The organism is Bifidobacterium apousia, assembly GCF_007559275.1.
Classification (GTDB): domain Bacteria; phylum Actinomycetota; class Actinomycetes; order Actinomycetales; family Bifidobacteriaceae; genus Bombiscardovia; species Bombiscardovia apousia.
On record NZ_VMHK01000004.1, the window covers coordinates 83,502 to 101,825 of the forward strand.

The window sequence follows — 18,324 nt, forward strand, 5'->3', positions numbered from 1 at the left end:
CGGCGACATGTCGCGCTGGATTGGGAGAATCAAAAGTATGTCCAAGAACGCGAAGAAGTCCCGGGGGCTCGGGGATCTGTCCGGCCTGGGCCGTTCCATTCTTTCCGCACTGGAGGGATTGGTGGGCTCCTCTCGGCCGACCACAGGGGGTCGCGGGGATCGTCCCCTGGATTCTTCGGTGGCCGACATGGTCGATCTGATCAACCGGACGGGAGGCCATCCGGATGATCGGCAGATGCGCGAATTCCTGGCCTCTCACAGCCGTATTTTAGGTATTGCTGTCAAGCGCCGGCTTTTTCCCCGCCTGCAGGGCGTGCCCGAGGGGCTGACGCTGGGCTGGGTCCAGTGGCCCGATGCCCCTGGCCGGGGCTTCGCATTGGGAATCTTCACCGATCGCCGTCACTTTGCCCAGACCGCTCTGGCTGACGACCATGGCCGGGTTTTCATTGGCGAGCAGAGCCGGATGGACTTGCAGAACATGGAGCCTGCCTTCCTGCTGGGCCGGGAGGAGGAGGTGACCTTGGCCGACGGTCGTCGGCTGGGCCTTAATCCAGAACAGGGTTCGGGACCGGTGCGCGCCCTGCAGGGTGCTGTAGTAGGTCGTGACGATGCCGGCCACCTGCGCTGGTTGGCCTCCTGGCTGCGATCCAATGGCCGCTATTGCCTGGAGCAGCTGCGGCCCCTGCTGCCTCCGGAGATGCGTCTGGACCTGGAGTATCGGGATGCTGTGGCCATCGCCTTCTTCGCTGCCTACCTGCTGCCGCGCATCCAGGGGACCTTCACTGGGTTCGGCTCGGGCAACATCTTCTACCGGCTCAACCGGGAGGCACCGATGGGAGCTATCCGACGCAGCGTGGGCGACATGATCCAGGCACGCTCCCATGGGCAGCGGGTCTCCGGGCTGGAGGATCTGTTCGCCGACCTGATGCGTGAGGCCGGGGCCCTGTCGCCCGTCTCGGGTTTGGAGGCCGTTCACGGGGCGGAGCCCCTGCATCTGTATGCTTCCTCCTACTCCGGCGCCTACTTCCTGAGCTGGGATAACGGACTGGAGTTCACCGCCGCCTTGGCGGCCCTGCGCATCGAAGGCAATCTGAACAGGTTTGCCGCTGTCAGCGCCTGGCTGGAGCGCAATGCTCGCCTGGGGACGCTGCCCACCGAGGACTCGATCAACCGCGTCCAGGCTACCCGGCTGGACCAGGCCCTCTTGGACGATCCTGCCATTGTCGCCCTGCTGCGCCCGGGTGACTATCCGATTCGCTTCGACCCGCTGGAGGACGACGGGCGGACCGCCATCAACGCCATGGTCGACAAGGCCGCAGCCACCGCTGTCATGGTGCGTCAACAGGCTCCCCAGGCGCTGCCGGTGCGGGCGGACGGCCAGGGTCAGGAGCCCGTGCAATCCGAGTGGGTCTACCGGCAGACGCTGGCCATGCTCATGCGATCCCTGCGGCTGCCCTTCCGTTTTGATGTGGAGTTCAGGTCCAATCTGGCCCAGGGGCAGGTGGCTCTGGCCTTCACTGCGGCAGGGCGCACCATGATGCCCTCCAGCCGCTACGAGGACAAGTCACGGGCCTGGCGGGACCTGGACGAGGGCGAACGTTCCGCCATGAGCGCTGATTACAACTTGCGCGTTGGACTGATGATGGCCGCACTGGCCTTCGGTGCGGATCCAGCTGTGCGCGAGGTCAGCCTGCAGATCGACTCCATCGGTCTGGAAGAGGCTGTCGACCAGCAGAACTCGGCCATCAGGACCATGATGGGACAGGCTTTGGAGGCCTTTGAACGCATGCGTTCGGGTGAGGTGGCTCCCACTGGGTCCAAGGCTGATCCCAAGGATGGCGACGTACACGGCGATCCCACCAAGCCCATCGCCTCCCGGATGGCTCCTGAGCAAGGACAGGACGAAGAGGAAGACAAGGCCGAGGATCAGGGTGAAAAGGAATCCGTGGACCGCGAGTTCAAGGATCTCATGCAAGGCGTGGACCTTGACTCTGCAGCCTTTGCAGCGCCGTCGTCAGCCAATGGATCCGACAAGGACGAGTCTGCCACCGATGGAGCCTCGAACGGGGATATCTCCAATGATGATGCCTCCACAGACCAGACCGAGGACGACGCATCCCAGAATCCACTGAGTGCCCTGCAGAGCAATCCGACCATCCGAACCCTGGTCTCGGTGGTCTTCAGCAGGGAACTCTTCCTCTCCCGCATCCGTTCACAAGGTCTGAAGGATCCACGTGCCATCTACCGCTTCTTCGACGCGGCCATGCAGGTGGATTCCCAGGGAGGGCTCAAGCCCACTGAGGCTGTGTTCGACATGCGCGATGACCACTTCAGCCCCCATGGCAGCCAGGAGGAGCCCGAGTTTTCCGAGGTGACCTTTGCCGACAAGTCAGCCCAGGCCCTGGGCGCGCATAAGGCCGTGGACCTGTCCATCCAGCGGGCCGACCTGCTGCAGAGGGCTGTAGGCGGCTTCCATCAGCTGGCCTCGGACCGGACCATGACTTCGGCAGCCAAGGCCCAGGAGGCCACAGGCATCATCCAGAGCATCGGCGACCCGGAGCTGGAACAGCTGGCCCCTCAGGTTGCCAGCGCCATGATCGACGGCACCCCTGTTCCCGACTTTGACTTCTCCCTGTCCTCCCAGCTGGACAAGGAGCGCGTCAAAGCCCGCGATCTGCTCTTTTCCGGCGGCGCGGCCCAGGGCATACAGGTTGAGCAGGATGCCATCGCCCATATGGATGCCGTCTTTGCGGCCGAGGGCCAGGTGCCCCGCTACTTCAACTCCTACGCCGAGCGGGTGGTCTACAACCGCCTCTTCGCCACCCCGGGGGAGCGGACCCTGCTCATTCCTGACAACCTCTTCTACGCCCACCTTGAGATAGCCGACCTGCTGGCCCAGCTCAAGGAGGACCAGGCAGCCCTCAAGCATCTGAACGCCATGGTGGCCTATGCGCCCGCCTACCCGCTCTCCCACCTGAAGCTGGCGGTCATGCTGGCCAACCGGGAGGACTGGGATTCGGCCCGGGCCGCCACCCTGAACGCTCTGCGGGTGGCCCTGGACCGGGACGATGCCTCCTTCGCCTACTACCGTCTGGCCTATGCTTCATGGATGCGCGACGAGTTCGACGTGGCTGCTGCGGCCTATTTGATGAGCGAGCATATCAGTCCCGACCGGATACCGGCCCTCAAGACCGAGCTGGCCGAGCTGCAGGCCAGGGCCCGCTCCCAGTGCGTGGTCCTGCCCGAAGACCACCGGCAGGCCCGTCGGGTGCTGGCCGAACATGGCCTGCCGGTCTGGCCTCATACCGAGGTGGCCTCCATAGTGCGCCAGGCTGCGCGCATCTGTGTGGACGGCGGGCTCTTTGTCCCGGCCCGGACCCTGTCAATGGCGGCCGCCAGGATGAACGACGACGATAATGAAGGTGTTGATGTGGTACAGGCACAGTTCATGAGGTCGCTCAATGCATGACAAAACAGCTCAGGAAGATAATCAGCAAACCAGTGATGAGGACGGGAATGCCCAGTCCAGGCCCAGGCCGGGCACTGACCGATGGATAGCCTCCCTTCAGCCCGACGATGCCGATGCCATGCGGCTGGGGGAGCTGGATCTTGACTCCCTGGGAGCCCAACAGGCCCAGCGTCTCTGGTCCAGGCTGGCCGCCTGGGTGGAGTCCGACCAGGTCGCCTATTACATAGACGATGCTCCGGTCTCCTCCGACGCGGCCTACGATGCCAGGATGCGTTGCCTGCAGGAGCTGGAGTCCCGCTTCCCCAGCCTGGACACCTCCCAGTCGCCGACGCACCGGGTCGGAGGGACCTTCTCCAACGACTTCGCCTCGGTCCGCCACCCCTCCCAGATGCTCAGCCTGGATGATGTCTTCAGCGTCGCTGAGCTGCGCCAGTGGTATGAGGGGCTGCGCAGCGAGCTTGACTGGCCGCAGGACAAGGCCCTGCCCATGACCAGCGAGGTCAAGATCGACGGCCTGGCCCTCAACCTTCTCTATCGCAACGGGGTGCTGGAGCAGGGGCTGACCAGGGGGGACGGGGTGACCGGGGAGGATATCACCCTGAACGTCCGGACCATCCCAAGCATTCCGCAGAACCTGTCCGGCCCGGCCCGCGACATCCCTGAGTTCGTGGAGGTCCGCGGCGAGGTCTTCATGCGGTTCGACGACTTCAACGCTCTCAATGAGCAGCAGGAGAAGGAGGGCAAGGCGCCCTTTGCCAACCCCCGCAACGCCGCCGCCGGGTCTCTTCGGCAGAAGGATCCGCGCATTACAGCCAGCCGTCGTCTGAGCTTCTACGCCCATGGCCTGGGCTCCCTGAGGTGGGGCCCGGCCCATCCCAAGGGGACACACGACGAGGTCATCGACCAGTCCCAGGCCTACGACCTCTACAAGCAGTGGGGGATTCCGGTCTCCCCCCACAACCGGGTCGTCACCTCCTTCGACCAGATCCTGGACATGATCGACTATTACGGCCAGCACCGCAATGACATCGAGCACGCCCTGGACGGCATCGTGGTCAAGCTGCAGGACCGGGATCTTCAACGCAGGCTGGGGGCCACCTCCCGTGCCCCCCGCTGGGCCGTGGCCTACAAGTACCCCCCGGAAGAGGTCAATACCCGGCTTCTGGACATCACCGTCCAGGTGGGCAGGACCGGGCGGATCACCCCGGTGGCTGTGCTCACCCCGGTCACCGTGGCCGGGTCCACGGTCTCCAGAACCACCCTCCACAACGCCTCTGAGGTCAAGCGCAAGGGCATTCTGATCGGGGACACGGTCGTGGTCCGCAAGGCGGGCGATGTGATCCCCGAGCTGGTCGGACCGGTCGTCGAGGCCAGGAAGGGGCGCGAGAAGGAGCTGAGACCCTTCGTCATGCCCGAGACCTGCCCCAGCTGTGGCGCCCGTCTGGCTCCGGCCAAGGAGGGCGATGTGGACATCCGCTGCCCCAACGTGGAGTCCTGCCCGGCCCAGCTGACCGAGCGGATCATCCATATGGCCTCGCGAAAGGCCCTGGACATCGAGCATCTGGGGGAGCAGAGCGCCATAGCCCTGACCAACCCCGATGAGAACCGGCCTGATTCCGTTGAGGTCTACGCGCCCGGCCTGCGTGAGGTTCTGGTTGACCAGGGCGGCCAGGCAGCCCCCTACCAGCCGGATCCGGACCTGAAGCTTCCGCCACGTCAGGATCCGGTCCTGACCAGCGAGGCAGGACTCTTCGACCTGAAGGTGGAGGATCTGCGTCAGGTCTATGTCTGGCGTGAGGTTCCTCTGATGGAGCAGGTGGAGGTCGAAGGCCGGCAGGGGCGTGCCGCAACCAAGCGCAGGACTGGCGGCAGCGGCCTCTGGTACCGGGTGCCGGCCTTCTATAATCTGCCCAAGGGCGCCCAGGCTGGACAAGGCGAGCGGGCCATGAACAGTCATGAGACCCAGATCCAGGAGGCCGCACTGGACAGTGCCGACGCCCAACCCTCCAGGAACACCCTGCAGATGCTTGAAGAGATCGACAAGGCCAAGCATGCCGACCTGTGGAGGGTCTTGGTCGCCTTGTCCATTCGGCACCTGGGACCGACCTCGGCTCGGGCCATCGCCACCCGATTCCCGTCACTCAAGGCCGTGGAGGAGGCCAGCGTAGAGGACCTGTCCGAGCTGGACGGGGTGGGCCCCGAGATTGCGCACTCCATCCACGACTGGTTCCAGGGCGCCCGACAGCTCGGTGACTGGCGCGGTCGCATCCTGGATGCCTGGCAGGCCGCCGGAGTGGGCGCCCACGTCGAACGCAGCACCAAGCCCCAGACCCTGAAAGGCATGACCGTGGTGGTCACCGGCAGCTTGGAGGACTTCTCCAGGGACTCTGCCAAGGAGGCCATCGTGGAGCGCGGCGGCAAGGCCTCAGGGTCCGTCAGCAAGAAGACCACCTATGTGGTGGTCGGTGCCAACCCGGGCTCCAAAGCCGACAAGGCTGAGAGTCTGGGCCTGCCTATCCTGGACGAGGCGGCTTTCCATCGCCTGCTTGACACTGGCGACCCCAGCCCGGCCCAAGGCTGATTGTGACATTCGCAATATCCGACCAGCCGCGCCCTAGCAGCCGATGGCTGGGCGCGATATGGTGACGGCATGGAACAAGTAGAGCATCGCAAGGAAGGGACCCGGAATCTGGAGGAGCTGCCTCGAAGAATCAAGGGGGAGGTCTATGAGCGGCTCAGCAGGGTCATCGATCCAGAGCTGGGGCGGTCCATCACCGATCTGGGCATGATCACCGACATCATTGTCGAGCCGGCCAGGGATGCCCAGGCCGACTACGAGGTGACCGTGCGGGTGGAGCTGACCATCAAGGGATGCCCGCTGTCGACCACCATCACCAACCAGATCAACGGGACCGTGACCTCCTACCCGCGAGCCCGGCTGCGCCCGCATATCGATGTCTCCTCCATGAGCCGGGAGAAGCTGGACAACCTGGTGGCCGACCTCAAGGCCGCCCGGCGCAGCAACCCATTCTCCAAACCAGGCGTGGGCACCCGCATCTTTGCCATCGCCTCGGGCAAGGGGGGCGTGGGCAAGTCCTCGGTGACCGTCAACCTGGCGGCCACGCTGGCTGCCCTGGGCTATGACACGGCCGCCATTGACGCGGACATCTATGGATTCTCCCTGCCTGGGCTCTTCGGCGTACACAGCCGGCCTACCAACTTGCACGGCATGCTGATGCCGGTGACCGCCTGGGGGGTCAAGCTGATCTCCATCGGCATGTTCGCCGGGTCGGACCGGGCCATCCTCTGGAGAGGTCCTCGCCTGCAGCGCTCGCTGGAACAGTTCCTCTCCGATGTCTGGTGGGGGGACCCCGACGTGCTCCTGCTGGATCTGGCTCCTGGCACCGGGGACATGGCCCTCTCGGTGGCCCAGGCCCTGCCCAACAGCCGGCTGATTGTGGTGACCACCCCCCAGCCATCGGCCTCGCAGGTGGCCGTGCGTTCAGGGCTGGTGGCCCTCCAACTGCCCACCAAGGTCCAGGGTGTAATCGAGAACATGTCCTGGTACGAGCACAATGGTGAGCGACTGCGCATTTTCGGCCAGGGAGGCGGCCAGCGGGTGGCTGACCAGCTGACCCGGGATCTGGGATACCAAGTGCCCCTGCTGGAACAGCTGCCCCTGCAGACCGACCTGCGCGAGTCGGGGGAGTCCGGTCGGCCGGCCGTGCTCAGACCGGATGGCTCCCTGGATGATTCGCCGCTGACCAAGAGATTCGTAGATCTGGCCAAGACCCTGATGGAAGGTTCGGAGCCAGGCGATGCTCGTCGGGCGGCCGGCGAAGACTGACTCTTAAACAAGGGTAGCAATCCGACGCGGTGCCTTCTCTGAGGCTAAAGGGCAGCCGGGCTCTGCTGGCTGGTGTTCTGCCGCGAGGGGATGGCCAGGAACCAGGGGACTGCCAGCACGACCAGGCCGATGGCGCACATGGCCAGGAAGGGAATGACCTCATGTCCGGCCAGGATGTAGGAGGCGAACATGGGTCCCACGATGTAGCCCAGGGAGGCGGCCGTGTTGAGCAGGCCGAACATGCGTCCGCTGAAGGATGGACCGGCCAGTTCGGCGGCCACAACCGGCTGGGAGATGCCCATCATGACCTCGCCCAGCCCGAAGATGGTGATGCCCAGGGAGGCCACGCTCAGGGCGCCGGGGGTGGAATCCAGGCGCAGGCCCAGGACGATGATCACCCAGGCCGCAGCCCAGAAGACCGGCACGGTGCGCAGCAGGCGCACATGGTTGGCGTCCTTGAGCCGGGGCAGCAGCACGATGTTCATGATCACCACCGAGAAGGTGTTGACCACGTCCACCACTGACAGGGACCAGCGGGGAATGTGCGGATCGGAGATCAGGGTGGTGACCAGGCCGGCGTCGAACTGGGAGTAGCCGAACAGGTCCATGAAGAAGGTTCCCATGGTCAGCAGGGCCATTGAGGCCAGCACCCTGGTCAGGGAGCTGGTGCGTCCGCCGAAGGTGCCGTTGACGGCCATGCTTGCTGTGCCGTCTTTCTGGCTGGCTTTCAGGGCTTGGGTTGCCCCTGCGGATTCCTGGACGACCTCCCGCTCTGCCTGGGCCTTGAGCTCAGCTGTCAGGCGGCGCAGCTGCCAGTGTCGTTCGATGACCAGCAGGGACAGGCTAAGCAAGGCGAATCCCAGTGCCCTGCCGCCGAAGCCAATCCGATAGAGGAAGTCCTGACCTCCCGCAGCCAGCAGGCCGCCCACGGCTGCACCGAGGCCTATGCCCAGGTTGAGCTCGGCCTGATTGATTCCATAGACAATCCGATGCTGCTCCCTGGTGGAGATCTGTGTCAGAATACTGGCCCAGGAGGTCTGCATGCCCATCCCCAAGCCTGAGACGAAGGCTCCCGCCACTGCTGCCCGGTAGTCGTGGGCCACGGTGAAGATCAGGGGGCCGATGACCGAGAAGATCATGGCCGTATGCATAGCCAGCCAGGAGGAGCGCCGGTCTGAGACCCAGCCGATGATGGGGTTGGAGATCAGGGACCCTGCTGAACTGATGGTCACCAGGAGGGCGGCCTCGCTCATGGTGGCACCCAGGGAATGGGTGGCGAAGAGCAGCTCGATGGGCATGACCAGGCCGATGCCGAAGTTGCACATGAGGTCCACGATGAGCATGGCTCGCAGATAGACGGGCAACTCCATGAATTCGCGCAGCCAGCGCATCGGTCTCCACCTCCATCGGATCCGTTTTTCAAACCTCTCCTCATTCTGGCCTGACCGCCTGCCGGGATGCCGGTGCTGGCGTGTTGCCGTCAATGGGTGGATGCCGATAGTCCTGACGACGCAAAGAGGCCCGACCCTTCTGCAGGAAGGATCGGGCCACATGTGACCTGGCCGGTCAGCCAGCCTCAGTCATCAGGCGAACTCAGATGTGGAAGTAGAGCTCATACTCCAGGGGGGTGGGGGCCAGACGGGTCTGGTCCAGTTCACCGCGCTTCAAGTCCAGCCAGGTCTGGATCAGATCGTCGGTGAAGACGTCGCCCTCGCTCAGGAAGTCGTGATCCTCCTCCAAGGCGTTCAGGGCCTCCTCCAGGGAGCCGGGCACCTGCTTGATCTGGGCGTGCTCCTCCGGGGGCAGCTCATAGAGATCCTTGTCGATAGGGGCCGGGGGCTCGGTGTGGTTGAGAATGCCGTCCAGTCCTGCCATCAGCTGGGCCGAGAAGGCCAGGAAGGGGTTGCAGGAGGGGTCGGGGGCACGGAACTCGATCCGCTTGGCAGCTGGTGAGGTGCCTGCCAGGGGGATGCGGATGGCCGCCGAACGGTTCCGGGCGGAGTAGACCAGGTTGACCGGGGCCTCGTAGCCGGGCACCAGCCGCTTGTAGGAGTTGGTGGAGGGGTTGGTGAAGGCCAGGACGGACGAAGCATGCTCGATCAGGCCGCCCACATACCAGCGGGCGATGTCGGAGAGTCCGCCGTAGCCGTTCTCGTCATAGAAGAGGGGCTTGCCATCCTTCCAGAGGGACTGATGGCAGTGCATGCCGGTCCCGTTGTCCCCGGCGATGGGCTTGGGCATGAAGGTGGCAGCCTTGCCGGCCAGGGCGGCGGTCTCGTGGACCACGTACTTGTACTTCATCAGGTCGTCGCCTGCATGCAGCAGGGTGTTGAAGCGATAGTTGATCTCCTGCTGGCCGGCGCCGCCCACCTCGTGATGGGAGCGCTCCAGAATCAGGCCCACCTTCTGCAGGTTGGCCACCATGTCGTCGCGCAGATCCTGGTAGTGGTCGATGGGCGGTACAGGGAAGTAGCCCTTCTTGACCCGGTTCTTGAAGCCGATGTTGTCGGAGCCGTCCTCCTCGATGTCGACGCCCGAGTTCCAAGGAGCCTCGATGGAATCGACCTCGTAGAAGGAGCGCTGCATGCTGTTCTCGAAGCGGACCTTGTCGAAGATGAAGAACTCGGCCTCGGGGGCGAAGGATGCCGTGTCGGCGATGCCGGTGGAGCGCAGGTAGGCCTCCGCCTTGGCGGCAATCTGCCGGGGGTCGCGCGAGTAGGGCTCATCGGTCACCGGGTCAACAATGGAGAAGGCCACATTCAGGGTGCGATGGCGGCGGAAGGGATCCAGGTAAGCAGTCTCTGGATCCGGAATCAGCTTCATATCCGATTCGTTGATGGCTTGGAAGCCTTGGACGGAGGAGCCGTCGAAGGCCATGCCGTCCGTGAAGGCGTCCTTGAGGAATTCGCTGGCGGGCACGGTGAAGTGCTGCTGGACCCCGATCAGGTCCGTGAACCTGACTGAGACATATTCCACGCCCTCCTGGTTGATCAGAGCTTCACAATCGGCCTTTGACTTCAGTTCGCTCACTGAACTGCTCCTTTCGTGGAAACCGTAACGGTCACCCAGTCTAGGGGACCGGTTTTTTCGGCAATGCGCCGCTGAGGTTACGGGGGTGTTTCATGCGAAGGTCCCGGCGCCTTCCTGGTGGAAGATGCCGGGACCTTGAAACATCAGCGCCCGCGCATGGCCTTGCGGCTGACGTGTATCTTGGTCGGATCGATGCCCTTGGGCATCCCCAGGGCGCTCTGCCGCTTTTGCAGGGTGACCAGCCGGTCGTTCAGGGTCTCCAGCTCGGTGGCGGTCAGCTTGACTTTCTTCTTGATCACGGTTCGCTGAAGTTTGTTGAGCGGAACCTGGTCGGGTCCGTGGCCCACGCTGATCCGGTAGATGGGGATGGCTGATCCACGGGTGATGCGGCGGATCTTTTCCTCCTCGCGGTTCATGGCCTTGTTGACGCGGTTGTAGTCGCCTTCGGCGATCAGGTAGACCCCGGTGCGGCCGGTGCCCCTCCAGACGGCATCTTTGGTTTTGGCATCGATCCAGACGGGTTCCTGGGGGAAGGAGAAGCCTGCCTTGGAGATGCTGCTCAGCACGGCGGCGGCAGCGCCTGGACGGCCCTCCATCTTGGCGTAGCCGACCCTGTCTGAGCGCCTGGTCAGGGTCATGGTAGCCAGGAGCAGGCCGACCATGATGCCCAGAAGCACGGTCAGGATCCAGGACAGCCAGCTGAAGTGGGCCAGCAGGCAGATCACCACCGCTATCAGTGTGGGCACCAGAATGGCCGCAGTCAGCAGCCAGGGAAGCGCCTTGTCCTCTGCGTAAGTGAATTGGTAGATCTTGACGATCTGACTGATCGTGCTGTTCTTCTTTTTTGCTTTTTTGCCCTTGCTGTCCTCTGTAGCCATGCCATCCTCACTCGGAAACGTTCACTGGTTGACCAGTCTACCGCATGCCTAACGCATGTTCAGGGGTCTGCCGTCAGCCTTGAGCAGGGCCTCTCCAATGGCTTCCGAGAAGGTGGGATGGGGGTGGATGAGCCCGGCCGCCCGGTGCAGGGGGATCTGGTTGCCCACCAGCTGCTGGGCCTCGGCAATATTCTCAGAGGCCTGTGGGGAGACCATCTCCAGGCCGACGACTATCTGATTCTCCAGATCGGTGGCTTGGCAGGCGGTGATCAGGCTGAGGGTGCCCTGCAGGCCGCTCATGCGCATGCGCGAGTTGGCCATCATGGGGTAGATGGTCTCCTTGACCTGGTTCAGCGATGGATCGTCCTCGGCCTCCTGCCGGCTGAAGCCCACAGCTGCGGCCTGGGGGGAGGAGAAGACCACGCGGGGGATGGTGGCCTCATTGACAGGTTCAGGATCCAGACCAGAGGCGGCATCGGCCAGGGTGATGCCCTGCTGGAAGGCCCTGTGGGCCAGATGGTGACCAGGGGTGATGTCGCCCAGGGCCCAAACCCGGTCGCGGCTGGTGCGCCCTTGGGAGTCGGTCAGGACCTGACCTTGCTCGTCCAGGTCGATGCCCAGCTCCTTCATATGCTGGGGGTTGGTATTGGGATCCCTGCCGATGGCCACCAGAACCAGATCGGTCTCGAGCGCTCCCGCCTGGCCCTTGTCGTCGGTCGGCTGGTAGTCGACCTGCATGCCTCCATCTGCGGGCAGACGGTGTCCGCCCGAGCAGCGGGCATGGGTGATGATCTGAATTCCCTGACGCTCCAGCTCCCGGGTCATGATCTGGCCGGTCCGTCGACCCCAGTGGGAGAGCACCCGGTCCCGTCTGACCAGCAGGGTCACCTGGCAGCCGGCTTGGTTCCAAATGGTGGCGAATTCCAGGGCCACCGCACCTGAGCCGATAATCAGCGCCCGGCGGGGAAAGGGCTTGAGGGTCAGCGCCCGGTCGGTGTCGATGACCAGATCATCGAAGGGGAGCTCCTCCAAGGGCCTGGCGTGTGACCCGGTGGCCAGGATGGTGTCGCAGGTGGTCAGCCGGGTTCGATTGCCGTCATCGTCGGTCACTTCCACCAGGCCGTCGCCGACGATGGTGCCGTGGCCGTGCACCACGGTGATGCCACGCTGCTTCAGCAGGCTGGACAGGCCGCCGGTCATGGCGTCCACCATCCGGTCCTGATAATCCTGGAGCTTATGGTAGTCGATGCTGGCCGACCCGATATTGATGCCCATGGCGGCCCCGAGATCAGCCTGTTCGAGAACCTGGGTGGCTGTCAGCAGGGCCTTGGTGGGGATGCATCCGCGGTTCAGGCAGACGCCGCCGACCACAGGGTCCTGCTCGACCAGGGCCACCCGTCCGCCCAGCTCTGCCGTGCGCAGGGCTGTGGCATACCCGCCTGGGCCGGATCCGATAATGATGGTGTCGTACTGGCGGCTGTCGGCGTCCCATGGGTCAAGAGACTCTGTGCCGGCTTGGTTGATCGATTGCTGCATAACAATCCATGCTAGCCGTACCGGCTGGGAGAATGAAGAGCATTCGCACAATGCGGAGTGAGTGCAAAGACCGCCCGGAACCCAAGGGCACCGGGCGGCATGACTACTTCACCGTTTGGTATGTCAGGATAATCGGCTGTCAGTCGGGCCAGTGCCCGCGCTTGCTCTGATTGGGCTTGGGAACCCGCCACCGCCGGACCATCATGGCCCGTTGCCAGGCGTAGGAGGCCGAACGCGAACCCTTGGCCACCGAGCGCTCGCCGAACTTGTCGATCAGCAGGCGCTTGAGCTTGCGCCACATCAGCCAGGTATCGATCAGGGCAATGATCAGGTAGCCATAGAGCAGGACGGTCACCATCATGGTGAAGGTTGCATAGTGCTGAGGGCCCACGAACATGCCCATCAGGGTGGCGACGAACATAAGGATGATGGCCGGGAATATCCATTCCAGCAGATTGAAGCGGGCATCCACATAGTCGCGGATGTAGATCCTCCAGGGCAGGCGCTCCGACTTGGGCATGTGGTCGAGGTCGCCGGTTCTCATGGCCTCGTACTGGGCATCCTCACGGGCTCGGATCCGGGCCTTGGCGGCCTTGCGAGAGGCCTTGCGGTCCTTGGGGACCAGCGGGCGCAGGTTCCGGGCCTCAGCCTGCTTGCGCTTGGGTGTGGGGCGTCCCTTGCCTCGTGCTTCTTCAGTGGAGGCCGTCTGGTCCGCCTCCGCCTCTTTGTCCCGTCGATCCTTGCGTGAGAAGGGGTTCCATGTCATGCGAACAGGTTACGGTGACGCCTAGACTCGCAAGCATTGATTCGCAAGCAATCACAGGAGGTAACGATGGCGGAGCTGGGCCTGGAGACGATCCGCACACGTGTGCAGGACGATAGGAGCCGGATCGTCGATCTGCTCAAGGACAAGATCGCCCTGGCTTCGGTTTCGGCCAAGGGGATCACCGGGGATCACATGCGGCGATCGGCCGACTATGTGGCCGGGCAACTGCGGCAGGTGGGTGTAGATGCCCGGGTGGTCCAGGCGACCAATCCTGACGGGACCCCGGGCGCCTTCGAGGTGATCGGATCCCGGCAGGTGGATGACAAGGCCCCGACCGTCCTGCTCTACGCTCATCACGATGTGCAGCCGGTGCCCGATCCCTCCCAGTGGTCCACTGACCCCTTTGCCGGCGTGGAGAAGGAGGGACGGCTCTACGGACGCGGATCGGCCGACGACGGCGGCGGCATCGCCATCCACTCGGGTGCCCTGCACGCCCTGGGCAAGGACCTGCGCGTCAACGTCAAGGTCTTCATCGAGGGTGAGGAGGAGATGGGCTCGCGCAGCTTCATCCCCTTCCTCCAGGCTCATCGGGACGATTTCGCCTCGGAACTGATCATCGTGGCCGACTCGGGCAACTGGTCGGCGGACACCCCCAGCCTGACCACCTCCCTGCGAGGGAATGCGGACCTGGATGTCACGGTCACAGTCCTTGAGCACCCGGTTCACTCCGGGCAGTTCGGCGGGCCCATCCTGGATGCCAACACCCTGTCCGCCATGCTGATCGCCTCCATGTATGACGACCAGGGTCAGCTGGCGGTGCCCGGCCTGGAGGGCGGACAGCCCATAGGCGGCCTGCAGCGTGACCTGGACCAGGCCCAGCTGCGTGCGGATGCCGGCGTAGTGGACTCCTACCGGCTGGCCGGAACCGAATCCCTGGCCTCCCGGCTCTGGACCAAGCCTGCAGCGGCGGTGATCGGCTTCGATGCCCACCCGGTGGAGGGCTCCTTCAACGTGCTGGCTGATACGACCCGCTTCCGCATTTCCCTGCGCACTGCGCCCACCCAGCGCCCTGAGCAGGCCGCGCAGGCCTTGGCTGATTTTTTGATCGCCCATGCTCCTCAGGGGGCCAGGGTGGAGGTCACGCCCGGCGACATGGGCATGGGATGGGCCATGGATGCCGGCAGCCCGGTGGTCCGGCAGGCCGAGGAGGCCATGCGGCAGGCCTTCGGACGGGACCCGGTCAACAAGGGCGAGGGCGGATCCATCCCCTTCATCCCCGAGCTCAAGCGGCTCTTCCCTGAGGCCCAGGTCCTGGTGACCGGCCCAGAGGATCCCCAGTCCAACGCCCACAGCCCGAACGAGTCCATCTCCCTGCAGGGGCTGGTCGACAACATCATCACCGAGGCCCTGCTGCTGGATTCCCTTGACCACCGTACGTTCTAAGATGGCAAGTGACACGGGGGCCGTATGCCTATGGGCGTGCGGCTGAGAGGAGGCTCAGCCTCAACCGGACGAACGTTTACCGGGTAATGCCGGCGCACGGATGTCACTGGACCCGTGCCTGAACGGGATGGCGCTCATAGGGAGCGCCCCGAGGAAAGGCACAAGATCATGACCGATGGTCATTTCATCAACAACACTGCTTCCGGATCGGAGCCGGAGTCCGAGCGGACTCCCTCCCAGGTCAGGACCCCCTCCCGACGGTGGAGGGTGGTGGATATCGCCGTAGCTTCGGTCATCGGGGTGGCCTCCGCAGTAATCTACTGGGTGGTCGCCATGGTGACCACCATTCCCTGGTCGTTCCTGGATGGGGTCGTGCCCGGTCTGGGCGGCATCCTCAACGGTCTCTACCTATTTGCCGGGCCTCTGGCCTCGGTCATCGTGCGCAAGCCGGGTGCGGCCGTCTATGCCGAGTTGGTCGCAGCCATCCTGGAGTCGCTGCTGGGCAGCCTTTGGGTGCCTGTGGAGACCATACTGATCGGTCTGCTTCAGGGCTTCATGGCCGAGCTGGTCTTCATACTGCTGCGTTACCGGCGCTGGAACATGTCCACGGTGGCACTGTCGGGCGCTGCCGCCGGTTTCGGCTGCTGGCTGTACTCCTTCTGCACGCACCTGCAGGCCATCAACCTGACCGGTCCCTACGGGGTGATCTATCTGATAGCCACCCTGATTTCGGGCGCGCTGATCGCCGGAGTGCTGGTTTGGTACCTCTATAAGGCCATTGCCGCCACCGGGGCTCTGGACCGCTTCGCCTCCGGCCGCGATATTCGTACGACCGGGAAGTAGAGGTCTGGGCGTGGACCAGAGCATCGAGGATAATCCCTACCGACCCGCAGCCTTGGAACTGCGCGGTTGGGGTTATCGGCATGCCTATCGGAACCACTTCGCCGTCAGGGATCTTTCCCTGAGCATTCCTGCAGGTCAGCGGGTGCTGTTGCTGGGAGCCTCCGGCATCGGCAAATCGACCATCCTCGAGGGTGTGGCCGGGCTGCTGGGCGATCATGCCCCGCAGAACGGCCAGGACCAGGTCGAGGATGATGAAGGCGGGGTGACCCAGGGCCAGGTCTTGATTGACGGCAATCCGGCCGTCTCCAGCCGGGGGCGTGTGGGTCTGGTCCTGCAGGATCCGGATGCTCAGGCCATCTTTCAGCGGCTTGGTGACAATGTGGCCTTCGGGCCCGAGAACATGGGGCTGCCCCGCCAGGAAATCTGGCCACGGGTACAGAAGGCCATGGCCGAGGTAGGTTTGGCTGACTTGCAGCTGACCCGGTCCACCGTGCATTTGAGCGGAGGGCAGATGCAGCGTCTGGCCCTGGCCGGCGCCCTGGCCATGCAGCCTGGGCTGCTCCTGCTGGATGAGCCAACGGCCAACCTGGATCCGGTCGGTGTCGAGCAGATTGTCGGCGCCGTCAGGAAGGTCCTGGACCGGCAGGGCTCCACGATGGTTCTGGTCGAGCACCGGGCAGGTCCATGGATGGATATGATCGACCGGGTCATCGTGCTTGGGCTGGGCGAGGTTGAAGATAGCACCAGCGGATCGGGCGCTGCGACCTATCGCAAGACGGTGATCATGGCCGACGGCAGCCCCCGGGAGGTCTTCACTGATCCTGGTTTGGACCTGGCCTCCCTGGGCGTCTGGGTTCCCGAAGCGTATAGGAGCGCCAGGGATTCGCTCCCCGAGCTTGGACGGTCCCGGGTTAGGTCCGGGCAATCTGAATCGGGCCGCAATGATCATCCCGTCCTGCTGGCCACTCGGGATCTGGTGGTGGGCCGTCAGGGCCGGGCGGTTGCCGAGCATATCGATCTGGAATTCAGGGCCGGGCAGGTCACCGCTTTGGTCGGGGCCAACGGAGCCGGCAAGTCCACGCTGGCCATGACCCTGGCCGGTCTGCTGGAGCCGGTGGCCGGTTCGGTTCTTGCCCAGGACCGCCTGCTTCGGGGATCACAGGGGCAGGTGCCTGCTGAGTCCGAGCCCATCCGATGGACCTCATCCCAGCTGGCGGCGCGCATCGCCTACGTTTTTCAGAATCCCGAGCATCAGTTCGCCCGTGGCACGGTCCTGGATGAGGTCAAACTGGCCCCCCTGCGCACCGGCATGAGCGAGGACCGGGCCCAGATCCGCGCCCTGGAGCTGCTGGGCCGTTTCAGGCTGAGGCAGTACGCGCATGCCAACCCTTACACGCTCTCGGGCGGTGAGAAGCGGCGGCTCACCGTGGCCTCGGCCCTGGCCGCCGCACCGCAGATGCTGATTCTTGACGAGCCTACCTTCGGTCAGGACAGGAACACCTGGGTCAGCATGGCCCAGCTGATTGCAGACCTGCGCGACCAGGGAGCCTGCATAATCCTGGTCACCCACGACCGGGAGCTGGTCCAGGCCCTGGATGCCCGTCTGGTGGAGATGACGCCTCCGGGAGCCCAGAAGGCCGTCTGGCCTGTATCAGAGTCAGATTTGCAGGCCCGTCAGAAGACTGTTGCGGCCAGACTGACCGTCACGCCCATGGATCAGCGGGACGAGCCGGTCAAGCCGGCCAGCCGGTCGCCATACATAGCCTCCATCAATCCGGCCTTCCGTCTGATCGGGGCCTTTCTGGCCGCATTGCCCTTGCTGATCAGTTTGGACCCGGTCTCGGCCACGACGGCCCTGATCCTGGAGTTCCTGCTATTGGGCGCGGCAGGCTTCACGCCTCTGCGCGTGGTCAGATCCACCTGGCCTATCTTCCTGGGGGCGCCTGGCTCAGCCTTGGCGATCATCCTTTATGGCAAGAGCGGTGGCGCCACCTTCTGGCAGTGGGGGATGATTCATATCACCCAGCGGTCGCTGGATCTGGCCCTGGCTACGGCGCTGCGGATTCTGGCCATCGGGATCCCGGCTATCATTACCGTCCTGGGAATAGACGCCACTGACCTGGCCGATGCCTTCAGCCAAGTGCTCCACCTGCCTGATCGCTTCGTCTACGGAGGGCTGGCCGGCATGCGACTCTTCACCGTCCTTAAGGATGATTGGTCGGCCCTGACCGCCTCCCGCCGGAGTCGAGGGCTGGGCGATGAGAACCGTTTCAAGGCCTTTATGCCCCAGGCCTTCGCCCTGCTGGTCCTGTCCATCAGGCGTTCGACGACCTTAGCCACGGCCATGGAGGCCAGGGGCTTTGGGGGCAGCACGCCACGCACCCATGCCCGGGTCTCCCAGGTCAGACCACGTGATGCGGGCTTCCTGCTCATCTGCCTGGCTGTGCCTGCCATCTCCCTGACCGCGGCTGCGCTGACCGGCTCCATCGCCTTCTTCGGCAACTGACCGCCA

At 64.3% G+C, this 18,324-nt stretch carries 11 protein-coding genes and 1 riboswitch; of the genes, 6 read left to right on the plus strand and 5 right to left on the minus strand.

The features are described from left to right. Positions 1–37 precede the first annotated feature (37 nt). From FPK30_RS06300 to FPK30_RS06310, 3 genes are all read left to right on the plus strand, one after another. Positions 38–3,469: a tetratricopeptide repeat protein gene (locus tag FPK30_RS06300; protein WP_232345923.1), complete on the plus strand. Its 3,432-nt coding sequence runs from the start codon at positions 38–40 to the stop codon at positions 3,467–3,469. After that, on the plus strand, positions 3,462–6,050 hold the full coding sequence (gene ligA, locus FPK30_RS06305; protein WP_144085778.1) for an NAD-dependent DNA ligase LigA: 2,589 nt from the start codon (positions 3,462–3,464) through the stop codon (positions 6,048–6,050). The genes FPK30_RS06300 and ligA overlap by 8 nt, the downstream gene beginning before the upstream one ends. A 69-nt stretch (positions 6,051–6,119) precedes the next feature. After that, positions 6,120–7,316 (plus strand): Mrp/NBP35 family ATP-binding protein, encoded by a 1,197-nt coding sequence (locus tag FPK30_RS06310; protein ID WP_144085779.1) that lies wholly within the window; start codon positions 6,120–6,122, stop codon positions 7,314–7,316. Positions 7,317–7,360: 44 nt separating this feature from the next. Here FPK30_RS06310 and FPK30_RS06315 read toward each other — a convergent pair whose 3' ends face one another. The 5 genes from FPK30_RS06315 to FPK30_RS06335 all read right to left on the minus strand — a co-directional run bounded on the left by FPK30_RS06315 (position 7,361) and on the right by FPK30_RS06335 (position 13,526). Continuing rightward, positions 7,361–8,707, minus strand: a complete 1,347-nt coding sequence (locus FPK30_RS06315) for an MFS transporter (RefSeq protein WP_186279419.1) — start codon at positions 8,705–8,707, stop codon at positions 7,361–7,363. A 202-nt stretch (positions 8,708–8,909) separates the two neighbouring features. Beyond that, complete coding sequence (glnA, locus tag FPK30_RS06320) at positions 8,910–10,346, minus strand: type I glutamate--ammonia ligase (RefSeq protein WP_144085781.1); 1,437 nt, start codon at positions 10,344–10,346, stop codon at positions 8,910–8,912. A 143-nt stretch (positions 10,347–10,489) separates the two neighbouring features. Then, a complete protein-coding gene (locus FPK30_RS06325; protein ID WP_144085782.1) occupies positions 10,490–11,224 on the minus strand; it encodes a DUF4191 domain-containing protein in 735 nt (244 codons plus the stop codon). A 48-nt stretch (positions 11,225–11,272) separates the two neighbouring features. Beyond that, entirely contained in the window at positions 11,273–12,760 is a 1,488-nt protein-coding gene (locus FPK30_RS06330) for a dihydrolipoyl dehydrogenase family protein (RefSeq protein ID WP_144085783.1), read from the minus strand. Positions 12,761–12,899: 139 nt separating this feature from the next. After that, positions 12,900–13,526, minus strand: a complete 627-nt coding sequence (locus FPK30_RS06335; RefSeq protein ID WP_144085784.1) for a DUF3043 domain-containing protein — start codon at positions 13,524–13,526, stop codon at positions 12,900–12,902. A gap of 66 nt (positions 13,527–13,592) precedes the next feature. Between FPK30_RS06335 and FPK30_RS06340 the strand changes: the two genes are divergently transcribed. The 3 genes from FPK30_RS06340 to FPK30_RS06350 all read left to right on the plus strand — a co-directional run bounded on the left by FPK30_RS06340 (position 13,593) and on the right by FPK30_RS06350 (position 18,318). Next, on the plus strand, positions 13,593–14,969 hold the full coding sequence (locus FPK30_RS06340; protein WP_144085785.1) for a dipeptidase: 1,377 nt from the start codon (positions 13,593–13,595) through the stop codon (positions 14,967–14,969). 3 nt (positions 14,970–14,972) lie between these two features. Beyond that, positions 14,973–15,088: riboswitch (TPP riboswitch) on the plus strand. Between the two features lie 49 nt (positions 15,089–15,137). Continuing rightward, complete coding sequence (locus FPK30_RS06345; RefSeq protein ID WP_144085823.1) at positions 15,138–15,812, plus strand: ECF transporter S component; 675 nt, start codon at positions 15,138–15,140, stop codon at positions 15,810–15,812. 10 nt (positions 15,813–15,822) lie between these two features. After that, positions 15,823–18,318, plus strand: a complete 2,496-nt coding sequence (locus FPK30_RS06350) for an ATP-binding cassette domain-containing protein (RefSeq protein WP_144085786.1) — start codon at positions 15,823–15,825, stop codon at positions 18,316–18,318. Positions 18,319–18,324 lie beyond the last annotated feature (6 nt).